Here is a 24,044-nt window from a genome sequence, read left to right as displayed (position 1 = left end):
TACGGTGGTGGATGTGAATCTTAACGACGTAGTGCCTGATCTGTCAGAAGTTCCCTCCTCATTGCTTGAGGAATCCATCTGGGAGTCATTTCTTCGCTGGACAAAGGATAAAGGCATATCCCTTTATCCCGCACAAGAAGAAGCTAGTCTCGCTGCTTTAGCCGGGGACAACGTCATTCTGTCGACGCCAACCGGTTCCGGAAAGACTATGGTGGCAACTGCTGCACAATTCTTCTGTCTCGCGGAAGGTAAACGTTCGTTTTACACTGCCCCGATCAAAGCCCTAGTAAGCGAAAAATTCTTTGCGCTTTGTGACGTCTTCGGCCCGGAAAACGTGGGGATGATGACCGGCGATGCCACGGTTAACGGCAATGCTCCTATCATCGCTGCTACTGCGGAAATTGTGGCTAATATCGCTTTGCGTGACGGCAAAGACGCCAGAATCGACCAAGTCGTGATGGACGAATTCCACTTCTATTCGGAACCAGACCGCGGTTGGGCCTGGCAAGTTCCCCTACTCGAGTTGCCCCAAGCGCAATTTGTTCTAATGTCGGCGACTCTCGGCGACGTCAGCTGGCTGCGTGAAGACCTCACTCAACGCACTGGTCGAACAACTACCCTAGTAACGGGTACCACCCGCCCGGTCCCCTTAGCATTCAGCTATGAATTCATTGCTGTCGAGGAAATGATCGATACCCTTGTGGACAACCACAAGGCCCCCATTTATGTCGTGCATTTCTCGCAGCGCAAAGCCACTGAACAGGCTCAATCACTAACCGCAACCTCTTTTTTAAATTCCGAAGAAAAACAGCGAATGGTCGAGGAGATTGGTGATTTCCGCTTCAGCACCACTTTCGGCAAGCAACTGTCGAAGATGATTCGCCGTGGTATCGGTTTGCACCATGCAGGAATGCTGCCCAAATACCGGCGACTGGTAGAGAAGCTAGCGCAAACTGGATTGCTGAAGGTCATTTGTGGAACAGATACCCTCGGAGTGGGCATTAATGTCCCGATCCGTACGGTTCTGTTGACTGGCCTCGCAAAATTCGATGGGCGACGAGAACGCATCGTCAAATCCCGTGAATTCCACCAAATTGCCGGCCGTGCGGGTCGTGCTGGCTACGACACGGAAGGCACCGTCGTCGTACTGGCGCCCGAGTTCGAAATTGAGAACGCAAAGATGCGTCGCAAAGCCGGCGATGATCCAAAGCGCTTAAAGAAGCTTAAAAAGAAAGCTCCACGTGATGGCGAAGTCTCTTGGTCAGAAAAGACTTATGAGCGGCTCATCAACTCCGAGCCGGAATCGCTCAGCAGCCAGTTCCAGATGAGCAATTCTATGTTGCTCAATGTGATCGCCCGTCCTGGAGATGTCTATGCGCACATGAAGCATCTGATTCGTTCCAACCACGACACCCGAGCACAACAAAATCAGTCAATTTTGGCCGCGACTTCCCTATTCCGTGGTTTACGAAATGCGGGTATCGTGGACAAGCCCGCCAACGAGACGGGAACGGATTCACAGGGCCGACGCTACCACCTGACTGAAGAATTACAGCGTGATTTCGCGCTAAACCAACCTTTGGCTCCATTTGCTCTGGCGGCGGTTGGTTTATGGAACCCGGACTCTCCCACTTACACATTAGACGTGATTTCCACTTTTGAAGCCATCTTGGATGATCCTCGCCAACTTCTCCAGGCGCAGCAATCGTTCGCGCGGGGCGAAGAAATCAATGCACTCAAAGCTGAAGGCGTTGATTACACGGAACGAATGAAAATCGTTGAGGAAATCAACTGGCCAATGCCATGTCGTGAAGAATTAGACGCAGCTTTTGAGACTTATTGCCAGGGACACCCCTGGGCCAGAGAATTTGACATCTCGCCAAAGTCGGTCGTGCGCGATATGTTGGAAAACTCCATGACCTTTTCGGATTTGATCGCAACCTATGGACTGGCCAGGTCCGAAGGGGTCGTACTGAGGTATCTTACCGATGCTTGGCGCACGTTGAACCATTCTGTCCCTGCCGAGGCCAAGACTGATGAGCTTTCGGATATCATCGTTTGGCTCGGAGAGCTGATTCAACAAGTGGATTCTTCGCTTGTCGACGAGTGGGCAACCATGACCGACGAAGATGCACCGGTCTCGCAAGAACGAGTCGACCGCGAGCTGGCATTCGGTGTAGAGGATCCTAGCGCACTAAGCGCGAACCCACGCGCTTTGAAGATCATGGTACGCAACTATATGTTCCGTCTAGTGCAACTTTTTGCCCTAGAACGAGAAGAGCGTCTCGAACAGTTGCTTGATTACCTGGAGAATTATCCAGATATCAGCGATGCTTTGGATGATTATTTTGAGCAATACACCGATCTTGATACTGGCCCCGAAGCACGCGGCCCGGAATATTTTCACCTCGATGCCTCTGCACGCTCGCGCCTCTGGCCCGTCCGACAGATCATTAGAGATCCAGAAGGAAATAATGACTTCCAGTTCGTTGCTACCGTCGACTTAGACGCCAGTGACGATGCTGGTGAAGTTAGGCTTAGGGATCTGCGTATCGAGCGCTAACGAATGCTGCAGGAAGAATGCATGCTATTTCGCCACTGTCCACGGCTGGCATTGCCAGCACAGTCATGCCATGGTCATACCGTGGTTCTGCGCAACCTTATTCCTACTGATTTCCGGTGGCCACTAGTCTCTGCTCACCGTTGATAGCCCCACACTAAAATTTTCGATAAAATCATAACTATGCCTAATAAGGAGTTTAGTCCGACACTGTCACAACTACGCACATTTGCGACTGTCGCCGAGAATCGGCATTTTGGTACCGCCGCAACTAAGTTGGGCATCTCCCAACCCTCACTTTCGCAAGCACTAGTTACTTTAGAGCAGGGGCTAGGCGTCCAGCTTATTGAGCGATCTACGCGCAAGGTGATTGTTACTGCAGCAGGCAAACGGTTACTGCCTTACGCTTTGGCTACGCTGCAAGCTGCGGAGCTGTTCGTTACAGAATCGCGTGGATCTGCGGGAACATTGGAAGGCCCGCTAACGTTAGGCATCATACCGACCGTGGCACCGTATATTTTGCCGGATGTCCTGCGGGCAACGGCAGCTGAATACCCGAACCTGACACTACATATCGTCGAAGAGCAAACTGCCCATTTGTTACAGCAGCTGCGCGACGGGCAAATTGATGTTGCAATGCTAGCACTCCCCACCAATGTCCCTGCGTTCGTGGAGCGGCCATTATATACAGAAAATATGGCTTTAGTTATCCACGACCAGCATGAACTTGCTGACCGTTCCGACCTTACACTCGACGCGTTGCATTCAGTTGAGTTGTTATTGCTTGACGACGGCCATTGTCTCCGGGACCAAATTTTGGAACTATGCCGACTTATTGACCGCCAACCACAATCACAAAATTCGTGGGTTACACGCGCTGCCTCACTAACCACAATCATGCAACTAGTAGTCGCGCACTTCGGAGCAACCCTGGTTCCGGAGTCTGCACTTGATGCAGAATGCCGTAAACCGGGATTGTCTGTATCGCATTTTGCTAGCGCGGTACAAGCTGACCGACGTATTGGGTTGGTTTACCGCGCTTCCAGCTCACGTGGCGACGATTTTGCTGCACTCGGCGATGTGCTAGAAAAAGCATTTCACCAAGCGGTCGAGCGTGCCCGCGATCTACAAACTCGCTCTTCCTAAGCTGCAGGTCGGCTATGCGGTGCTAGGTACCGCCTGGCGGAACATGTGAGCCGTCACAAGCGACCATGCGGGAACAACAACAATTAAGACCAAACCAAAGCTAATCAGCAAAGCGACAGTCACTACCAGATTAGCGACGATCGCAAACAACAATAACTTGGCAAAATTAGTCCAGCCGATCCCCCAGCCGGTTTTCATACTTGCTCCAAAACCGAACTGCCCGCTGACTGCTGCCCAGCTCATAAACATGCTCAACACCGACCACGCAACCATCGCGACGGCTCCAATAAGCATCATGGCGATGCCGGAAGCGCTAAAACTGTTGCTTTCTGGTGCTCCATCGCTGAAAGCTCGTCCTAATGGGGAGACTGCGATAAAATAAAGAATTCCGCTCACAATCGAGACGGCTAACATTACGCCAATAGCCCGAAGCAACGGGGTGTCTTTCCACAAATACCCCCACCCGGTATTTGCATCATCTACTTGAAAGATTGCCAACCGATAAAAATATGGGGTGAGAACCAAGGTGATCAGGATGATGCCAAGCGTGATTACATCAGAAACTGTCCCCGAAAACAGCTCTCCCCCGGTTTCTTCAAGCGTTCCCGGATCAGCAATTGACGCTATGACTGCGATCTGCGCAGCCACTGCTGCAATAATCCCGATAAACACAATCAGACCTAAAACAATCCACAACTTCGCATTTCTAAAGGTCGTAGCAAATCCCCAAGAAATGGCTTCAAGAATGTTGATTTTTCCTGGTTCTTGTTGCGCAGACACTTGCCCGTTGTGTTGAGCAGAGCTTTCCCCAGGATTGCTATAAGCACCATACGCTGCTTGCTCAGACCCCTGGTAGCCGAATTCAGGACGGTCTTCCGGGTGGTTGCTTGGTGGGTAAAACGGTTGTTGCTGTGAACCGCCACCATCTGGGTTTTCTTTGCTATTAGAATTGTCGTCTGCATTATGTCCGCGTGGGGGGTTAGTCATAGCACTCCCTAATCTCGCTGCTCATCCAATCGAAACTCATTTCCGGTATCCATGATACCGAGTTTCTCATCGGATTTAGGTTAGCCAGACTCACGACCGCTAAACTAGCACTATCGTTATGAATGACTCCGAACAACCAAACCAAAGCCATAAAAATGTGGATCACCAGCGTTCTTCGCCTTCTATAAACCCTCTTATGAATTCCTCTTTCACAAACTCAAAATGCCAAAACCAAACTGACACTGTTCCAAGCAAGCACGAGCTCTACCAGCGTCTTGAGCAGTTACGTTACGCAGACCAGCAACGCTTCCGCCGTAGATTATCGAAAGCCAAAACCGCGAAAGCCTTAAACGCTATTTCCGACGATCTCGACAAAGCTGCGGCAATCATTCCGGCTATTGAACAACACATTCCCACCATTGATTTTCCCGGTACTTTGCCGGTGAGCCAGAGCGTCGACGAAATTGCCGAAGCAATCACTGAAAATCAAGTCGTCGTCATTGCTGGTGAGACCGGTTCGGGAAAAACTACGCAAATCCCCAAAATTTGTTTGCAACTCGGACGTGGCCGCTATGGGTTGATTGGACATACTCAGCCACGTCGGCTTGCAGCACGAACCGTTGCTGAGCGCATTAGTGATGAACTGAACCAAAAGATTGGACAATCGGTTGGCTACGCCATTCGCTTCGATGACCGCGTAGGCAAAAATGCGGCAGTCAAGCTGATGACTGACGGCATTCTGCTGGCAGAATTGCAACGAGATCCGTACCTTTATGCTTACGACACCATCATTATCGACGAGGCTCATGAACGCAGTTTAAATATCGATTTTCTACTAGGGTATCTCAAGCGTCTACTGCCTAAACGACCAGACCTCAAGGTCATTATTACCTCGGCGACAATTGACCCGCAGAGCTTCGCCGAGCATTTCCGCGATCCGAAGACGCACAAGCCCGCGCCTGTGATTGAAGTGTCCGGCCGTACTTACCCGGTTGAGGTTCGCTATCAACCACTCGAGATTGAGGTTGACGGCAAGACTGTAGCCATCGATCCCCTAGATGGTTTGTGTACTGCGGCAGAACAGCTACTAGCCGAAGGAAGCGGCGATATTTTGTGCTTTTTCCCTGGTGAACGTGAAATTCGCGATGCCCAAGAAACACTCGAGAAAAAGCGCTTTCGCGGTGTCGAAATTGTCCCATTGTTTGGTCGTTTGTCGAACCAAGAACAGCACCGAGTGTTCGCACCTCATTCGAAACGGCGGATTGTCTTGGCCACGAACATCGCTGAAACCTCACTGACAGTGCCCGGGATCCATTATGTAATCGATACTGGAACGGCACGTATTTCCCGATATTCGACGCGGACAAAAGTTCAACGTTTACCGATTGAACCTATCTCACAAGCCAGCGCCAACCAGCGCGCTGGCCGTTGCGGACGCATCGCAGATGGTATCGCGATTCGTTTGTACTCTGAAGAGGATTTCTTTTCTCGCCCAGAATTTACTGACCCGGCAATTCTGCGGACCAACCTAGCGAGCGTCATTTTGCAAATGTCCGCGCTCCGGCTCGGAGCAGTTGCGGATTTTCCGTTTGTGCAATCGCCGGAACATAAAGCAGTCCGCGATGGGTTAGTTCTGCTAAGTGAACTGGACGCAATTGATTCGACCGCAAACTCCGATTCTGCACCACAACTAACCAAAATCGGCAAACAACTCGCACGAATTCCGGTTGACCCGCGCTTGGCCCGTATGTTGGTAGAAGCTGAACGCCTAGAATGTCTGCAACCCGTCATCGTTATCGTTGCGGCCATGACGCTGCAAGATGTCCGTGAACGCCCTCTTGAACAGCAGCAACAAGCGGACCAAGCCCATGCACGTTTCCGCTCTCGCTCCAGTGATTTTTTGGGCTTGTTGTCATTGTGGGGTTATATCACTGAACAACGCGCGGAATTGTCCGGCAATCAATTTCGGAAACGCATGAAAGAAGAATTCTTACATTTCATGCGAATCCGGGAGTGGTTCGATTTGGTCCGTCAGCTCCAAGACATCGCCCTGGATATGAAGTGGACGATCTCAAACAACAAGGATAAACAACACGGTGGCATCTCGATCACCGATGGAAAATTCTCCGGCGACTCATCCGCGATACACCGCGCGCTCCTCACAGGCTTGCTGTCGAATATCGGATCGCGCGTGAGTGATTCTGCGGAATTCCAAGGTGCGCGCGGGACCCGTTTTATGATTTTCCCGGGGTCTGGAGTGGCAAAAAAGCCTCCAGAATTGCTGATGGCATCCGAGCTTGTGGAAACCTCGAAACTTTTCGCACGTGGTGTGGCTGCTATTGAGCCCTCCTGGGTGGAAACCGCTGCCCGCTCATTACTCAAACACCAGTACTCAGACCCGAGCTGGTCCTATAAACGCGGAGCTGCGGTGGCAACCCAACGTTCCACACTTTATGGAGTTCCTATCGTCGCTGATCGAACGATTTCTTATCATCGTGTCGATCCAGAAGCCGCCCGGGCAATGTTTATTCAGCATGCACTCATTGCTGGCGAGTGGAAGACTTCACATAAGTTTTTTCATCAAAACCTAGAGAAGCTTTCTACTGCAGGCGAATATGAAGAAAAAGCCCGTAGACGAGGCATCATCGTTGATGAGGATACCCTCTTCGAATTCTACGACCAGCGAATTCCAAATTCTGTGACCCATTCGAAAGCTTTCGATGGCTGGTGGAAAAAAGCACGCAGAAAACAACCGAACTTGCTGGATTTTGATCCCGACAAGCTGCTCACTGACGGGGCGAGTGCTGTCACTGAACAAGATTTCCCAAATCATTGGCGGCACGGTGGATTAGACCTAGAGCTGACGTATTTATTTGAACCAGGCCACCGCCGTGATGGCATAACGGTAAATATCCCGGTGCCCATGTTGGCCAACGTAGATCCAGAACCATTCGAGTGGTTGGTTCCTGGGCTACGCGAAGAGCTAGTGACAGAGCTGATTCGGAGTTTGCCTAAAGCATTACGCCGCAGCTTGGTTCCAGCACCAGATTTCGCCGCACAAGCCATAGATCATTTACTGCCTTACGAAACAGATTTACTGCAGCAGGTTGCGGAAGCTTTCCACCAAATAGGTGCACGTGGCATTAATGCCAGCGATTTTTCACCGGAGAAACTGCCTCCGCATCTACACATGACTTTTGCTGCTATCGATAAGCGCGGGAAAATTATCGATGACGATAAAGATCTCAGTGCTCTGCAACAGCGCCAAGCAGGCAAAATTAGCGCTTCAATTACCAAAAAAATGGAAAACAGGGTCCAGCAATCGCAAAATTCATCGCAAACAGATGCTAGACCCCGTATGCACACTACCCAGCGCACATACGTCTCTGCTTGGACTAAAGAAAACTTGGGCACCATCCCCGAGCAGATCGAGCACGAAGTCGATAATCATTTGGTCACGGCCTATCCCGCGCTCACGATCAACGAACAAGGGCTATCAGTTCAGTACTACCCAACTCGCGCAGCTGCAGATACTGCGATGATGACCGCCACGCTGACATTGTTATTGCGAAGTTTGAGCGTGAATACCCAGAAAATGGTTAATGGTCTACCGCTGCAACAACGAGTCGCTGTCGAACACTGCCCTCACGGCGGTGCCGACGGGTTGGTCGCTGATGCCCGCATTGCAGCATTGCGCGATTTACTGATAGCAGAAGGAGGGCCAGTACGGAGCCCCGATGAATTCGAGAAACTGAAAGCCGCTATCGGAGGAAAACTCCCACGCGAAGTACGTCAAGCCGTCGTCACATTGGCACCCGGATTGGTGCGGTATTCTGCACTCGCCGACGAGCTAAGCAACTGGGAAGGTCCAGCGATTGATGATATGAGAGGTCAATTGGATTTCTTATTCCCCAAGCAAGCTATCAGCACCCACGGAATACAACAGCTACGTCATCTGCCTCGGTATTTGCGAGCGATAGAAATTCGTTTATCTGACATGACAACTGCCCCAGACAAGGATGGAGAACGCCAAGACATTATCGATGACTGCCACGCTTATTTAGAAAATCGCCTACGCCGACTTCCTTCCGGAGCGGAAAGATCTTCGGCTGTGGCAAAAATTCGGTGGATGATCGAAGAACTACGAGTGAGCTTATTCGCACAGCGCTTGGGAACTGCACATCCTGTTTCTGCGCGACGGATCCACAAAGCTATCGATGCCGTCGGTAAAAATTCTCCAACTAAATCACAAAAGTAACAGCGTTGCACTGCTGTTACGTAGACCGAATGTAATTAGTCTTCGCGTTCACGGCGGCGCATCAACCGGATTTCTGATTCGAAATCCTGTGCGCTGTCGAACGATTTATAGACCGAGGCAAAACGCAAATAAGCCACTTCGTCGAGTTCACGAAGGGGTTCCAAGATAGCCAGACCGATAGCGTTTGCATCAACCTGAGAGCTGCCGTGCCCACGAACAGTTTCTTCAACCTGCTGTGCCAGTCGTTTCAAAGAATCTTCGGTAACAGGCCGCCCTTGGCAGGCGCGGTGGACACCGCGGATGAGCTTGTCGCGCGAAAACGGCTCGGTCAACCCATTTCTCTTTGTCACCAGCAATACTGATTTTTCTACAGTCGTAAAACGCCCTTGACATTCGGTACATTCCCGACGTCGGCGTATGGCAACACCGGCATCGACTAGGCGCGAATCTACGACTCTGGACTGTTCATGGTGACAGAATGGGCAGTACACAGCCTAGTCATCCTCCTTGTAGCGTAAGCCTTCAACAGATTCACTAAGACAACCGAACGGTTAATAGCAATCACTAACGATCTTAGGCATTTAAGCTGCACCAACGAAAACTCCCAGGGCCATAATCAGCCCTAGCACTACTCCCATCAAATACGGTGCTATACCAACCGAAGATCGCGGCTGTGCCGCCCGAGACAGCTGTAGACTACCTTGCTCCAGATCATCCGGAACCAGCGAAATTGGCTGCAAGGTGTAAATCATTTCACGGGGATGCTCATTCGTGCATTGCTGGGGCTCCCACTGCGCAACAGGGGAAACAACATTATTAGGTCTATGATTAGAAACCACAACCACGCGCGGGGACGTACCCCGGTCTATGCGAATCATGACGACAGTCCACGCTCCTTCTGAACTCATGCGATGAATTGGACTAGTAACTTCGGCTAGCTACCGAATACCAGCTCACCACCGACCGACTATTGCCTAGCCGTTCAATCGGCTTACACTGAATCCTATAAAGTGAGTCTCACACCACCCCTACAAAAACTAGTAATTGTGTTCGATTAGTACTTCGATTAGACTCGGATTCACCACACGGAAGCAATTTTCCATCTACATTCAATATCCAAAATGTGAACTACAGCATTAAGGTTGTTCATATTGGACGATCGTTGACGAGAATTTAAGGAGTTATGCATGCCGCGCCCACGCACTTCATCAGCACCGAAACCTACCTTCGAACAACTCTCCGACCGACAACGCCGCATCCTAGAAGTTATCCGTGATGCTGTCATGCTGCGTGGATACCCTCCGAGCATTCGGGAAATTGGTGATACCGCCGGCCTGCAATCCACATCATCTGTGGCATACCAGTTAAAACAGCTGGAAGAAAAAGGCTTTTTACAGCGCGACCCAAACAAACCGCGCGCCATGATCGTGCGCAATATGCCAGAGACGAAAAAACCAGGTAGGCGCACAAATAACGCAGAACGCAACGTTAATAGCGGGTCACAAGCACCAACAGATGCTTCTGGTTATTGCTACGTCCCCGTATTAGGACGTATCGCTGCCGGTACTCCTATTACCGCAGAAGAGAATATCGACTCGTATTACCCCATGCCGAAAGAAATCGTCGGTGGCGGAGATCTCTTCATGTTGCAAGTCGTTGGTGAGTCCATGAAAGACGCTGGGATCTTAGACGGCGACTGGGTGGTTGTACGCTCACAAAAAGTGGCCGAAGTCGGCGAATTCGTTGCCGCGCTATTAGACGGTGACGAAGCCACTGTCAAAGAATTTCACCGCGATTCGTCCGGAATTTGGCTACTACCCCACAACGACGCATTTAGCCCTATTCCCGGTGATGAAGCCGAAATAATGGGCAAGGTTGTTTCTGTGATGCGCAAACTTTAACCCGAGATTGGCCCACTCCGGCTCAGCAGAAAGGACACTATACAAACATGTACGCCGAGGAACGACGCCGTCATATTGCTTCCCTGGCGGCAGTCGATGGTTGGGTCAAAGTTGGGTCTCTTGCCGAGCGCTTCGCAGTAACCTCGGAGACAATTCGTCGGGATCTTGCGGCTCTCGATGCAATTGGAGCCGTTCAGCGTGTACGCGGCGGCGCACGTGCAGCGCACAGCTATCAGACCTCAGAGGTGCCATTGGCCGATCGAAATCGTTCGGCCACAGAAGCGAAGCTCGCTATCGCAACGGCAGCCTTAGACTTTGTTCCGAAATCCGGCACAATTTTTATCGGGGCTGGAACCACCAATAATTCACTGGCGGAATTTTTAGGGCAAACGGAACGCGCAGCCGACCTCAATATCGTCATCAACAGTTTGCCGGGCGCCTTGAGCCTTGCTTCCTACGGTCTCGATAATGTCCAACTACTAGGCGGAACCGTGCGCGGTATGACCCAATCCATCGTCGGTCCCACCGCTTTGCGCTATTTAGCTTTACAAAGAGCCAGCGTCGCTTTCATCGGTACAGATGCCCTGACTGTGGAACATGGATTATCCACTGCAGACACCCAAGAAGCGGCTATCAAAACCGCATTTATGACGAACGCTGAAAAGGTCGTAGTGCTTTGCGATTCCAGCAAGCTTGGTCGAGATTACCTGGTTAGTTTCGCAACCATCCGAGATATCGATGTGTTGATCACTGACTCTGCGGCACCAGATTCTCTCGTTACTGCTGTAAAGAAACAGGGTGTGAACGTCATCGTCGTCCAACGTTAACGTAGCCCTGTCGCATGACGACTTGAGTTGCGTTAGGCCTGCCCCTCTCCGATTCGCCCATATAGATAACGCATAATCGGATACAGCACCATGATTCCTACTGACCCCCAGGCGATACCTTCTAGCTCGATTGGGCCAACAGACAGCGTTAAATTACCGATCCCCGCAACCAAGGCAATCGCAGCAGCAGTCAGGTTCACCGGGTTGTTGAAGTTGACCTTATTGTCCATCCAGATGCGTACACCCAACATGCCAATCAAGCCGTAGAGTAACAGCGTGGCGCCTCCCAGCACTCCCACCGGGATACTGAAGATCAAAGCCCCAAATTTCGGGATAAATGCTAGCGCAACCGCTCCCAATGCTGCTACCCAATATGCAGCAGTCGAGTAGACCTTGGTCGCAGCCATGACTCCAATATTTTCTGCATAAGTGGTTGTGCCTGAACCACCTGCACCACCGGCCAAAGTAGTAGCTAACCCATCAGCGAGTAAGGCGTCTCCAGCCAGGTGGTCAACATTGCGACCTGTCATCGCAGACACAGCCTTCACGTGGCCCACGTTTTCTGCGATCAGCACCACCAACACCGGCAGCGTGGTTAGCACGACCGAGAGCTGAAATTCTGGTGTATGGAATTCCGGAATTCCGACCCACGGTGCATTTTCAATCGCCTGTGCAGCTTCGGCATCAACTTCCCCGGTGATAACGGCAAAAATCCACCCTGCAACCACTCCAATGAGGATGCTCAATCTGCTGATCATACCGCGTCCAGCCACCGTAGCGAGTACAATCGCGCCCAGAGTAATACCAGCAACCAGTGGTTGAACTTGGAAATTTTCTGTCGCAGTCGGCGCTAGATTAAGTCCGATCAAAGCCACAATCGCACCAGTCACCGCAGGAGGTAACACAGCATCAATCACTGAACGGCCGGCAATTTTCACTAGCAGCCCCACCAACATAAGCACGATGCCGGTAACAAAAATTCCGCCCAGCTGCGCGCCGATACCGTGCTGCTGTGAGGCAATCAGCGGTGCGATGAAAGCGAACGAGGAGCCAAGATACGACGGCAACCGGTTGCGGGTAATAAGCAAGAACAGCATCGTGCCCAAACCAGAAAACAACAGTGTGGTGTTGACCGGGAAGCCTGTCAGAGTCGGAACCAACAAAGTCGCCCCAAACATCGCAAAGACATGCTGAATGCCAATGCCTATTGTCCGGGGCCACGAGAGCCGTTCCTCAGGCGCAACAACTGCGCCCTTGTTTATCTTCTTACCGTCACCGTGTAGCGTCCAGCCCATCGAAGTAGTCACGGTTAGTCATTATTGTCGGCGACTTAGCTGGTTTGGTAATCGGATTCGAATTCTGCAAGTTCTTTCGCCATCACCGCTGGTAGACGGACATCGATTACCGTGCCTTCTGCATTGTAGCTTTCGCTGTGGACCGTACCGTACTCGTGAACACGAGAAACAAGGTCACCTCGGGTGTATGGAATTTCCAGCAGCATCCGGGTATCCAGCGAATTCAAAAATAGCTCCACTCTACCAGAAAGCTCAGCAATCCCTTCCCCCGTTTTCGCAGAGACATACACAACGTTGTCTCTTTCCAGCACATGACGCATCTCGGCTAGCACTAGTGGATCTGCAGCATCAATCTTGTTCATCACAATAATTTCCGGAGGAGCCTGCTGGCCGGTTTCTTCGACAATATCGCTGATGACCTTGTTCACAGCTGTAATTTGTTTCAACGGGAATGGATCTGCAGCATCGACCACGTGCAGCATCACATCGGCCGCAAGCACTTCTTCCAACGTCGATTTGAACGCTTCCACAAGTTGCGTCGGTAGGTGGCGCACGAAACCGACGGTGTCGGTGAAAACGACGCTGCGACCGTCGCCAAGCTGAGCTTTCCGGGTCGTCGGATCAAGAGTCGCAAACAATGCATCTTCGACAAGTACGCCGGCATCAGTCATCGCGTTAATCAAAGAGGACTTTCCGGCGTTCGTATAGCCAGCAATCGCGATTTGTGGCACCAAAGAACCTTGCCGACGAGCACGCTTAACCTCCCGGGCGGTTTTCATCCCGGCTAATGACTTACGCAATCGCGCCATTTCTGCGCGAATCCGGCGACGGTCTGTCTCAATCTTAGTTTCACCCGGACCACGCAAGCCCACACCGCCATTAGAACCGGCACGACCACCAGCCTGGCGGGACAGGCTGCCACCCCAACCGCGGGTGTGTGTGTAAAGGTATTCAAGTTGTGCGAGCGAGACTTGGGCTTTGCCTTCCTTGGACTTCGCATGCTGGGCAAAAATGTCCAAAATCAGCATCGTTCGGTCAATAACCTTGGTATCAAGCTCGCGTTCCAAAGCCGTGAGCTGACCTGGGTTAAGCTCGCCGTCACAGATAACGGTGTCCGCACCATATTCCTGAACCAGTGATTTCAACTGTTGTACCTTACCCGAGCCAATGAATGTCCCAGAGTCAGGCGAATCACGCTTTTGGTACAAGATTTCGAGTACCTCAGCGCCGGCGGTCTCAGCCAAAGCAGCTAGTTCTTCTAGTGTCGCCTCCAATTCGGCGACAGTTCCTTCTGTCCATACACCAACGAGGATTACTTGCTCGAGACGAAGCTTTCGATATTCGACTTCATAGCCATCAGTGGTGTCCTCCGTGCGAATAGTGGTATCCCGAGTGACGCGACGGAATGCGTTTCGTTCCGCCAAATCCATATCTCCGGTAGTCGGCGCACTATCTCTAGAATTATCTCCAGAGACCAGGTCACTACGAATGGCCTCAGATTTCCCAGCCGCAATTTCACTCAAAGCATCTTGCGCGTCAGTGATTGCGAAAGAATCCTGTGCTTCATTATCTTTGAATGCTGCTTCGAGGAGTTCATCATGCGCAGCGTTAGAGGATTTAGAGGAGTTATGCTTGGCGTCAATATTTTTAGAGCCAGCAGAAAAGCTATGTGAAAAATTCTTTGTCATCTTGTTTCCCATTATGCCAGCCACATCGCTATAAATCGAGGTTTCGCAGCTTTTCCGGTATTCGCTACACTGGGGCGCTATGACGGCGACGAAACAAACCAACTTATCCGCGATCGGCATGCACTTCGATAACTGGCAGGATGCCGTTGAAGCAGCCATCGCCACCAACCAGCTCATGGTCACCGGAGAAGTCCGCGGTGGCCAGTTGGTGCAATTCAACGACTCTTCCGGCGCACAGCTAAACATTCTGGCTGTAGAGCCATTTTCTACTTTCGTTGGTTTCAATTCGTTAAGCCAGACTTATGCTCACGTCGAAATGATCAACGACGTGCTCAGCCTGTGCGAAATTATTGATCCGCAAGGAACGCCCGTAGCAACCGTGACTGCACACCTAGCACAGGGGCCATTGCTTGCCGATGAACCTGCGCAGCCATGGCAGCAAGTCACCATGGCGGTGCTTGCCGACGACGTCGAAGTCATTTCCGATGCCGCCACATGGCAACAGCGCAACCCGGACGGACAGCTTGGTTCTGTCAGTTCTCGTGGTGCTGCGATTATCGAGTCTGGTTCTGGAGCACAAACCCCAGATGCCGCCACGACTTTTTCCGGTCAAGTAATCCAGTCCACTACGTTGCGCAACCAGCTGACCGGACAGGAATTTCATCATCTCGTATTGGATGCCCAGTTCCCACTGGACGTTTGCATCGCCACCGATGCATTAGCAACAGTTCCAGAAAAGGGGCAGATTGTACACGGTAATGGTACGTTGACCGCTGCAATCCTTGCCCCTAGCGGCGGTTGTGGATCTGGCGGCTGTGGCTGCGGTTCCGGCGGCTGTGGCTGCGGCGGACACTAGTACCCCAGGCACAAGCACAAACATTGTAGTAGATATAGGCTGGTAAGCGGACCCGAGGTATACCAACGATCGACTATCAAGCAGCAGCTTTGTATGTCACGCTAGTTTTTTAGGTTAGGTTATGTCTTCAACTACCCCCGGCGGTTATTCTCGCCAACGCATCGGCATCATCATTGTCGCATTGTTGGCGAGCTTCCTGGTGTGGTGGTGGTTGAAAGCCGCCGGAATCATCCTGGTGTTGGTAATCGGCGTCTTAGCCTGGTACTACGTTTCTTCGCGGCCTTCCTCAAATGAGGTACAAGCACTACGTGCCTCGATAAAGCTTTCACTCGACGAATTAGACGATGTGATCGCCGAATACGACGAGTTCGCTTACTCCCAAGAACCGGATTCTCTGGCTGACCGAACTATTCACCGCCCAGAACTGTTAAATAGCGACAGCGATGAGCCAGAGATCGAACGTTTTCACTACGAATATTCCACTGCACAGCGCTATCGCAACCGCATGCATGCGCATCTAGCTAACCCCCGCTTGGGAGTAAACCAGCTTGAAAGACTATTAAAAATTTCGGACGAACGAGTGTCCAACCTCCGGGAACATTGGTTCGCCGCGCGTCGTGCCGCCCAGCGCAAAGGGCCCGGCTCCACGAGAAGCAACTAACGGTAGCTACTCCGATCCGAGGGACAGAATCCGTAGTTGCAAAAACTGTTACTGGTCTGCCAGTTCAATGTGGAAGGTACCTTGGGCAACGATGCGCGATGGGCCTGTCAGCGTTGCACCATCCTCACGGATTTCGACAGTTACAGTTCCCCCCGGTACGACGACGGTGACCGTGCCTTCTTGCTTGCCAGCATCCGCAAGGACTGCACAAGCTGTTGCTACAGTTCCAGTTCCGCAGGATTTTGTTTCACCAACCCCACGTTCAAAAACGCGCATATGCGTTGTGCCATCCACTAGTGGAGTCGCGATCTCCACATTGACTCCTGCCGGGAAGAAATCCTCATCAATACGCGGCGTCTGCAGCTGGAGACGAGCAATATCCTCCGAGTTCCATCCTGGAACTACCACCGCAAGGTGTGGGTTCCCCACATCGACCGCAATTCCTGCAAAAGATTCCCGGCCAATATGAGCCGTCGACAAGCCTGTGATTTCAGCCCGCCCCATTTCCACGCTGATAACTGCTTGCTGGCTATCCGGTATCTGCCCCGAATCGTCAGCTTCCGCAACCTTGATGGTTTTATCCCCGGCGCGAGTAGCAATGCTGAATTGCGGCACCGTCTCGTAGCCCTGACGATAGAGCCAATGAGCAAAGACTCGAGTTCCATTGCCACACATCTCAGCTATAGAACCATCGGCGTTGCGGTAGTCCATGAACCAAGTGGCATTCGATTCAGATACTTGCGGCACGTGTGGTTTTACGTGCTCGGTGCGAACAACACGTAGGATGCCATCGGCGCCTATGCCACCGGTGCGGTCACACAATGCCCGAATCTGTTCCTCCGTGAGGTCTCTCTGATTGCTGGGATCGTCAATGATGACGAAATCATTGTGGGTTCCGTGGCCTTTTGCAAAATCTATCTGGAAGTTCACAGGTTTTAAGTTTACCGGGGTGACAACGAACTGTGAGGATTTTCGGTAGTCGTGCTCGAATTACCAATATTGTCCAGGTAGTTAATGGCTTGCCGGTACGGGTCTGCTGCGGCATCGAGCCAGACGATGCGCTTATCACGACGAAACCATGAGCGTTGCCTTCGGGCGTATTGTCGGGTCGCAATCAGTGTTTTTTCTTCGGCTTCTTCTGCGGTGAGCGCGCCGTCCAGCATTGCTAAAACTTGCGCGTATCCAATGGCACGGCCAGCGGTGGAATCAGCCACCAATCCTTGTCCTTGCAGTGCTCGTACTTCTTCTACCAGTCCTTGCTGAAACATATTGCGCGTACGCGTGGCGATGCGCTCGTTGTAGCATTGTGAATCGACATATAAGCCGAAAACCGTGGCGTTCCAACGATAAGCGGAGGTTTTATCTGGTTGGCTGGCTTGGAACGGCTTCCCTGTTAGTTCGATGACCTCCAAGGCACGGACGATGCGGCGTGGGTCGTTTTCTTCGATCACCGCAGCAGCAGCTGGGTCTACCTCCCGCAATTTGCGGTGGAGTGCTGTAGTACCTATTTCTTCCTGTAACTCATAATATTTCTCACGCACGGCGGGTTCGGTGGGAGGGAATTCCCACTGGTCCAGCAAAGCTTGGGCATACATCATAGATCCACCGACGATGATCGGTGTTTTCCCGCGGTCCAGGGTATCGTTAACATCCGCGACTGCGGCACGCTGAAAGGCCGCAACGGAGGCGGTATCGGTGACAGCAAGCACGTCGAGTTGGTGGTGCGGAATTCCCTGACGTTCTATCGGGTGCAGTTTAGCGGTGCCGATATCCATACCACGATAAAGCTGCATGGAATCAACATTGACAACTTCCCCGTCGAAATACTGCGCCAAGGCGAGTCCGAGATCTGATTTTCCCACCCCAGTGGGCCCCACTACTGCTAATGGTCGTGGGGTATGAATTCTATTTGCGCTTGCCATATCCTCTGCAAACCCCTTTGTGAAAACTATTAAAATTCCTGCTGGAAAAATCTATTGAAAACAGCTGCAGGCTCGATTAAACCGGTTGCTATATAGCGTGCCACTCCGTGGGTCGTGTCGAGATCGTGCAAATGCAAAGACGTGATTCCTCCTGCAGCTTTCAGCTGTGCAATTTCCAGCCAAAGCTCTGGTTCCCATACCCCTGCGCGAGATAACTGCTCGCTATTCGGATGTGTAGCGAAGCCAGGCCCGCTAGTGTTGCCACCGAGCAATGCTTGCGACCATTGATGTGCGTGCGACGCGGTCGGTAGTTCGGCCAACGGTGCGCTCTGGCTCAGGCCCGCACTGCCGTCTATCCCCATGAGCACCAGTGTTCCTAACTCGTGTTGGTGAGCGGCGAATTCTTGCAGGCTACCGTAGCTAGCAGTGATTAAAGGCTCCAGTTCATTACACAGGTAGCGTAGGACCAATTCCGCCAAATAGTGTCCGTCGGCAAGCTGAATCTCCGGTGCGCCCCACGCGCGGAAATTACCACGATGTTCGGTGCGCCAACGAGGATCTTGCGAGCCGACTAAAACAATCTCGGTAACAGGTGTGCCCGATTCGCGAGTGGTGTCGACAAGCATCCTCAATATTTCGCGAACGCGGTAGCGAATACGGCCGCTAGCGGTATCTGCTGGCGCTAATTGCGCAACAAGTGCAGGACTGGTCGGCACGATGCACAAAGGAAATGCCAGGGTCGAATGGCATATCGGTAAATCATCTGCATGCTTTTCTGCAGGGGTGATTTCTGCCGACTCAGCTGAAGATACGGAATTCATACTCACGATATCTAGCCTAACGGTTGTACCTTGGGAAAGAACGATATTGTATGAAACGACGAAGAAAGGCGTATGGCAGGTAAATTAGAAGTACTAACTTGCTACCCCCTAACAGACCAGAACAACCCAGACCGCACATAAACAACGCCTAGACAGCACCGGCTTGTTTAAGTTCACGAAACTTCGAGGACAATTAGCGATGACACAGCAGCACACCCCTAACCCAACCCCCGCATCTATTCCTAAACCGGGGCCTCGGCCACACGCTTCCGCACGCTCATCCTCCATGTCTGCCTCCACACCGACACCGGTGCCAGTATCTGCGCCGATTACCTCTAATCCGGAGGACCATGGCTATATCTCCACGGATGGAACCGTCTACCTCACCAGTGTTCTTGCTGGAAGTGAGCGCGTAGTCGGCTATTGGCAAGCTGGCAGCAAGGACGAAGGGCTAGCACACTACGGGGCTAAGTTCGACGAATTAGCCACCCAAGCTGAGGTGCTGGAAACTCGTCTACGCGCGCATCCGCATGATGCTGCAGCAATCGCCCGTTCAGCACAATCACAACGCGAAACCCTCCACGATGCTGCAGTCATCGGTAATCTACCCGCCCTGGACGAGCGGCTCGCCGAGATTAGTAAACGCTGCGACGATGCCGCCGAGCAAGCCAAGCGTGATCAGCAGCACCGTGCAACCGAGGCCAAAATTGCCAAAGACCGTTTGGCAACCGAAGCCGAAGAAATTGCAGACAACTCCACAGAGTGGAAAGCAGCAGGTAACCGGTTGCGTGCGATTCTGGAAGAATGGAAGTCCATTAAAGGCCTCGACAGAGCCACCGATGACGAATTGTGGAAACGTTTTTCCCGAGCTCGAGACGCATTCCACCGGCGAAGAGGTGCACACTTCGCAGATCTAGATAAACAACGCGCGCAAGCACAAAAAAGCAAAGAATTATTGGTAGAAAAAGCCGAGGCTTTACAAAACTCCACAGATTGGTCACGTACGGCTGGAGCTTATCGGGATCTCATGCGCGAATGGAAAGCCTCTGGGCGCGCGCCACGGGGTGCTGACGATGCCTTATGGACCCGATTCCGCGCTGCCCAGGATCACTTCTTCAGCGCACGAGATGCCGAACAAGCAGCCAAAGACGAAGAATTTGCTCAAAATGCAGAGCAAAAAGATGCGTTGCTTGCCCACTACGACGAGCTAATTGATCCGTCGAAAGGTATTTCCAGCGCCCGAGAAAAACTCCGAGAATTGCAAGAGAAATGGGACGCGATTGGCTTCGTCCCGCGCAATCAGGTTCGTACATACGAAGACAAGATCGCCGCTATAGAGGCTCGGGTAGCGGAAGCAGAGGATGCGGAATGGAAGCGCACAGACCCCGAAGCACAAGCCCGTATTGCCCAATTTCAAGCAAAAGTCGATGATTTCACTGCGCAAGCCGATGCAGCGCAGAAGGCCGGGAAACAAGCCAAAGCCGAAAACTTGCGCCACCAGGCCGAACAATGGCGCGAATGGACTCGAATGGCTGAACAGAGCCTAGAGAATCCTGAACAATAAAGGAATTTCTAGATTCTCATGCAGCTCGCGCAATTTTCCACTCCCATCCAGTCTCGGCAAGAACCTTCGGATTTCACGCCGCAAGCGCAAAATCTTCCTGAGAGCCAATTCATCCCCAGCGATGAGATTCGGGATTTTGTGCTTGCTGCTAACGTTGCAGCCCAAGATGCCGCAAAGGACCCTGCAGCTTCAACAGCACCTGAACGAGTTGTCTCCCAATTAGCGGGTTCGGCGGAATCGGCGACCTATCTGTTCGCTCTCTGCGAAAACGCACCCCTGGGTGAAGTCTCAGAATTGTCCTATCCTCTTATTAGCTCTACCGAGCCCCCGCAACAATCCGGAATTCGCGGGCATGCTTGGCCCGGCAGAGAGCCTAATTTTGCAGGTTTTATTCACCTCACTTTGCCCTTGCTGGAAGATACCACCATCGCCGAAATCGAGTGTGTACTTGACCTGGACCTTCTTCCTTTACCAGGTGAGCGCGCTAGTAAAAAAGCGACAGCAGTAGCAAAATGTTTACTCGCTTATGCCGAAGATATCGCTATCCAGTTCGGCCGCACTCGCGCACAGATCACGCTGCATTATCCAGCAAACCACCCACCAAGCGCCGATCCGTTTTACTTCGCGATCACACACGCCGGTTATCAACAGCATTTAGGGCATGTCCAAGCATTTATTCCAGTCGAGAAACAGGAACAAAAACCCGTTACAGACACCCGAAACAGCAGAGGACCAAGCAGCACAGGACTAAGCAGCAGAGAACTAAACTACGAAATTGTCACGTGGCTAGATTTCGCAATTACGGAAAAATATTCTTCGCAAATACGCGAATTATTGACCATAGCTTCGGTCGATGTCCCTAACGGAGGCTTGGAACTAGAGCCAATCCACTGGACCCCAAGTCGGATGGCCCAAGCCGCTAAGCGCTTGCGGGCACGCGGTGGTACTACCCTGCTGGTCGGAATCGTCGACAAGCACACAGGAAAGATCTGTGCACTCACAGAAATTGCCCGACACTATGGCTCTGATCCCTCGGTAGCGGAATGGACTCTAACGGTCACTGCACGCGAAAATCGGAATCAGGGCCTAGCAAAGTTGGTCAAACGTCACGCAATCGCTGCTGCGCGTGCACACTGGCCAAGTGTGCAACGCATTTATGGTTCGGTCCCTGAGCAGCCCGACCAGATGCGCGCTATTTATCGCGCCCTGGGAGCCTCCGAATTCAGTTGCAGCTCCACCTGGGAAAAATCGCTCGATGCCAACTAATCGTTCTCGCTAGCACGCGAACCTGCCCGACGACGCCTGTCGTCAACAAACAATGGGTTGGAATCATAATCTGTATGCTGCACCGTCATACCGGAGACGCGCTTTAACCGAGTAACCTCATCAACCGTGGTCGAATCCGCACGCATGCGTGCTGCAGCTCGTTGTTCCGGATTCTTTTTCAAAGCAACCGCACAATACGCGCCAAACGCAAGCACCGCGCCGAGAATGCCAACATACATGCCGATGGAATGCGGCGCGTTCTCACCACCGTGTGGGCCCGTATGACGCACCCACAACGAGAACAAAGAATACGGCAAGGCAACCGCTACGCACATCCAACCGACCAACCCAGCGGGCGCGAATTTGGTGAGCAGCACAGAGGTGCTCGCAAGCCCAATACCTATGGTTAACAACACTGCCCAGACTTGTTCAATCACAGTAGTTATGTCACTGCTACCGAACAACATTTCATAGCCGCGAGTATTACCAGCATACGGGAGAATCAAGAACCCCACATACGCGAAAACTGCGCCTCCCAGTGGGTAGACAGCTTTACCCAAAGTCATAGTGCGCGCTGCTCGTTTTTCTACCGCCGCAGATTTTTCCGCGTCCGGTCGAGAATTTGATCTCGCTGGTTGTTGTGATGGCCAAGTAGTCATATTTTCGATGCTATTAGACAGCGTTAATTGCTGCGAGTCGACACCGTCGGCAAGCCCAGGCTTACGCCAACAGGTGCGGTGCTCGGGGTCTTGCCTGCACTCGACATATCACCGGCCTTAGTTCGACGATGTTGGCTAACTCCACCATCAGCAATCAGGAAATACGGTTTTGCGGCAGTGATCGTGGTTGTGACGACATCTCCTGGACGGATCTCACCGTCTAAGTCTCCGCGTGGAGAAAAGTGCACCAAACGGCCGTCGCGGGCACGCCCAGATAACCGGTTGGTTTTCTCATTTTTACGTCCTCCGCTTGCTTGGACAAGTAACTCAACCTCAGTCCCTACCAACGCACGATTGTCTTCCAACATGATCTCATCTTGCAAAGCAACCAACCGCTCGAAGCGATCTTGCACGACTTCTTTAGGCACCTGAGCTTCCATCTCTGCTGCCGGTGTACCAGGACGCGGCGAATACTGGAAAGTGAAGGCCGACGAGAACCGAGCACGCCGAACTATGTCCATTGTGGCCTGAAAATCTTCCTCAGTCTCACCGGGAAAACCGACAATGATATCAGTGGTGATCGCAGCACCAGGAATCTTCTCGCGCGCCTCATCGACAATCTTCATGAATTTCTTGCTGCGATAAGACCGGCGCATGTCTTTGAGGACCTTGTCAGATCCTGATTGCAAAGGCATATGCAACTGCGGGCAGATGACCGGGTATTCGGCCATTACGTCGATAACATCACTGGTGAATTCTGCAGGGTGTGGGCTAGTAAAGCGCAAACGATCGAGCCCCTCGATCTGAGCGCACGCTGCGAGCAGCTTAGAAAACGCACTGCGATCGCGTTTGAGTTCAGGATCAACAAAGTTGACGCCATAAGCATTGACATTCTGTCCCAAAAGGGTAACTTCACTCACCCCCTGCTGTACCAGCGCCTCAACTTCGGCGAGGATATCTCCTGGCCGACGGTCGATTTCTTTACCGCGCAAGGACGGTACGATGCAAAAAGTACAGGTGTTATTGCATCCAACCGAAATGGAGACCCACCCAGAATACGCAGATTCGCGTTTTGCCGGTAAGACTGAAGGAAAATCTTCTAAAGCATCAACAATTTCGACCTGAGCTTGTTCATTATGCCGCGCACGCTCTAACAAGGCAGGCAGCGACCCCATGTTATGAGTGCCGAACACAGCATCCACCCAGGGTGCATTGTCTAAAACTGCATCTTTGTCTTTTTGCGCCAAGCAACCGCCAACAGCAATCTGCATTCCTGGGTGGTTTTGCTTGGTTTTCTTTAGGTTACCAAGGGTACCGTATAAGCGTTGATCAGCGTTTTCACGCACTGCGCAGGTGTTAAAAACAATAAGATCCGGCTCGACTGGGCCAGAGTTTTTGGATTCCGAATCAGTGCTCTTATCCGAACGGTACTCTGCTGCCGAAACATATCCAGCATCTTCCAGCAATCCGGCTAGGCGTTCAGAATCATGTACATTCATTTGACAGCCAAAAGTACGAACCTCGTACGTCCGAGGGCTCGTTTCCGATTGTTCTGTTTTTATGTCTGCTAAATTTTCAGCTACATCTGCGCAATTCTCTTTGGCAGCCCCGTGACAGACTTTTTCGGTCTTCG

At 52.0% G+C, this 24,044-nt stretch carries 19 protein-coding genes; 9 read left to right on the top strand and 10 right to left on the bottom strand.

Going from position 1 to position 24,044, the window contains the following annotated elements; translation table 11 throughout:
• The first annotated feature begins 13 nt into the window (after positions 1–13).
• On the top strand, positions 14–2,563 hold the full coding sequence (locus A5774_RS02855; protein ID WP_064833341.1) for an RNA helicase: 2,550 nt from the start codon (positions 14–16) through the stop codon (positions 2,561–2,563).
• Between the two features lie 180 nt (positions 2,564–2,743).
• Positions 2,744–3,706 carry a hydrogen peroxide-inducible genes activator gene (locus A5774_RS02850; protein ID WP_023019366.1) on the top strand — a complete coding sequence of 321 codons (963 nt, stop codon included), beginning with the start codon at positions 2,744–2,746 and terminating at the stop codon, positions 3,704–3,706.
• Between the two features lie 12 nt (positions 3,707–3,718).
• Here the strand turns inward: A5774_RS02850 and A5774_RS02845 are convergent, their stop codons facing one another.
• Positions 3,719–4,693, bottom strand: a complete 975-nt coding sequence (locus tag A5774_RS02845; protein ID WP_021352609.1) for a DUF4013 domain-containing protein — start codon at positions 4,691–4,693, stop codon at positions 3,719–3,721.
• A gap of 196 nt (positions 4,694–4,889) precedes the next feature.
• Between A5774_RS02845 and hrpA the strand changes: the two genes are divergently transcribed.
• The gene (gene hrpA / locus A5774_RS02840; RefSeq protein WP_064833258.1) at positions 4,890–8,951 is read left to right on the top strand and encodes an ATP-dependent RNA helicase HrpA; all 4,062 of its coding nucleotides are present in this window, start codon (positions 4,890–4,892) and stop codon (positions 8,949–8,951) included.
• 35 nt (positions 8,952–8,986) lie between these two features.
• Here hrpA and nrdR read toward each other — a convergent pair whose 3' ends face one another.
• Both nrdR and A5774_RS11180 read right to left on the bottom strand, forming a co-directional pair.
• Complete coding sequence (nrdR, locus tag A5774_RS02835; protein ID WP_023019363.1) at positions 8,987–9,442, bottom strand: transcriptional regulator NrdR; 456 nt, start codon at positions 9,440–9,442, stop codon at positions 8,987–8,989.
• Positions 9,443–9,532: 90 nt separating this feature from the next.
• Positions 9,533–9,859 carry a hypothetical protein gene (locus A5774_RS11180; protein ID WP_126849813.1) on the bottom strand — a complete coding sequence of 109 codons (327 nt, stop codon included), beginning with the start codon at positions 9,857–9,859 and terminating at the stop codon, positions 9,533–9,535.
• A gap of 279 nt (positions 9,860–10,138) precedes the next feature.
• On the opposite strand from A5774_RS11180, the gene lexA reads away from it, so the two are divergent.
• Together lexA and A5774_RS02825 are read left to right on the top strand one after the other, a co-directional pair.
• Positions 10,139–10,852, top strand: coding sequence for a transcriptional repressor LexA (lexA, locus tag A5774_RS02830; protein WP_023019361.1), 714 nt, complete (start codon positions 10,139–10,141; stop codon positions 10,850–10,852).
• 47 nt (positions 10,853–10,899) lie between these two features.
• On the top strand, positions 10,900–11,679 hold the full coding sequence (locus tag A5774_RS02825; RefSeq protein ID WP_064833256.1) for a DeoR/GlpR family DNA-binding transcription regulator: 780 nt from the start codon (positions 10,900–10,902) through the stop codon (positions 11,677–11,679).
• Between the two features lie 32 nt (positions 11,680–11,711).
• On the opposite strand, the gene A5774_RS02820 is transcribed toward A5774_RS02825, so the two are convergent.
• Complete coding sequence (locus tag A5774_RS02820) at positions 11,712–12,974, bottom strand: uracil-xanthine permease family protein (RefSeq protein ID WP_064833254.1); 1,263 nt, start codon at positions 12,972–12,974, stop codon at positions 11,712–11,714.
• A gap of 35 nt (positions 12,975–13,009) precedes the next feature.
• The gene (gene hflX, locus A5774_RS02815; protein WP_052013796.1) at positions 13,010–14,662 is read right to left on the bottom strand and encodes a GTPase HflX; all 1,653 of its coding nucleotides are present in this window, start codon (positions 14,660–14,662) and stop codon (positions 13,010–13,012) included.
• Positions 14,663–14,741: 79 nt separating this feature from the next.
• On the opposite strand from hflX, the gene A5774_RS02810 reads away from it, so the two are divergent.
• Both A5774_RS02810 and A5774_RS02805 read left to right on the top strand, forming a co-directional pair.
• Positions 14,742–15,518 carry a hypothetical protein gene (locus A5774_RS02810; RefSeq protein ID WP_021352619.1) on the top strand — a complete coding sequence of 259 codons (777 nt, stop codon included), beginning with the start codon at positions 14,742–14,744 and terminating at the stop codon, positions 15,516–15,518.
• 121 nt (positions 15,519–15,639) lie between these two features.
• Entirely contained in the window at positions 15,640–16,179 is a 540-nt protein-coding gene (locus tag A5774_RS02805) for a hypothetical protein (RefSeq protein WP_064833253.1), read from the top strand.
• A 48-nt stretch (positions 16,180–16,227) separates the two neighbouring features.
• On the opposite strand, the gene dapF is transcribed toward A5774_RS02805, so the two are convergent.
• From dapF to A5774_RS02790, 3 genes are read right to left on the bottom strand one after another with little or no spacing between them, the layout of a single operon-like run.
• Entirely contained in the window at positions 16,228–17,097 is an 870-nt protein-coding gene (gene dapF, locus A5774_RS02800; RefSeq protein WP_064833339.1) for a diaminopimelate epimerase, read from the bottom strand.
• Positions 17,098–17,120: 23 nt separating this feature from the next.
• The gene (gene miaA / locus A5774_RS02795) at positions 17,121–18,101 is read right to left on the bottom strand and encodes a tRNA (adenosine(37)-N6)-dimethylallyltransferase MiaA (RefSeq protein ID WP_064833251.1); all 981 of its coding nucleotides are present in this window, start codon (positions 18,099–18,101) and stop codon (positions 17,121–17,123) included.
• A 29-nt stretch (positions 18,102–18,130) separates the two neighbouring features.
• Positions 18,131–18,928, bottom strand: coding sequence for a hypothetical protein (locus A5774_RS02790; RefSeq protein ID WP_155896240.1), 798 nt, complete (start codon positions 18,926–18,928; stop codon positions 18,131–18,133).
• A gap of 193 nt (positions 18,929–19,121) precedes the next feature.
• Here A5774_RS02790 and A5774_RS02785 point away from each other — a divergent pair, with 193 nt between their 5' ends.
• Both A5774_RS02785 and A5774_RS02780 read left to right on the top strand, forming a co-directional pair.
• Complete coding sequence (locus tag A5774_RS02785) at positions 19,122–20,486, top strand: DUF349 domain-containing protein (RefSeq protein WP_064833249.1); 1,365 nt, start codon at positions 19,122–19,124, stop codon at positions 20,484–20,486.
• 18 nt (positions 20,487–20,504) lie between these two features.
• The gene (locus A5774_RS02780) at positions 20,505–21,752 is read left to right on the top strand and encodes a hypothetical protein (RefSeq protein WP_082936076.1); all 1,248 of its coding nucleotides are present in this window, start codon (positions 20,505–20,507) and stop codon (positions 21,750–21,752) included.
• Here A5774_RS02780 and A5774_RS02775 read toward each other — a convergent pair.
• Positions 21,749–22,411, bottom strand: coding sequence for a hypothetical protein (locus A5774_RS02775; RefSeq protein ID WP_035000603.1), 663 nt, complete (start codon positions 22,409–22,411; stop codon positions 21,749–21,751). The two genes, A5774_RS02780 and A5774_RS02775, sit on opposite strands and share 4 nt — an antisense overlap.
• 23 nt (positions 22,412–22,434) lie before the next feature.
• Positions 22,435–23,973 (bottom strand): tRNA (N6-isopentenyl adenosine(37)-C2)-methylthiotransferase MiaB, encoded by a 1,539-nt coding sequence (miaB, locus tag A5774_RS02770; protein ID WP_027017888.1) that lies wholly within the window; start codon positions 23,971–23,973, stop codon positions 22,435–22,437.
• Positions 23,974–24,044 lie beyond the last annotated feature (71 nt).

It is taken from the genome of Corynebacterium sp. EPI-003-04-2554_SCH2473622, from assembly GCF_001665955.1.
GTDB lineage: Bacteria > Actinomycetota > Actinomycetes > Mycobacteriales > Mycobacteriaceae > Corynebacterium > Corynebacterium pseudodiphtheriticum.
This window is presented reverse-complemented; position numbering and strand designations above follow the sequence as displayed.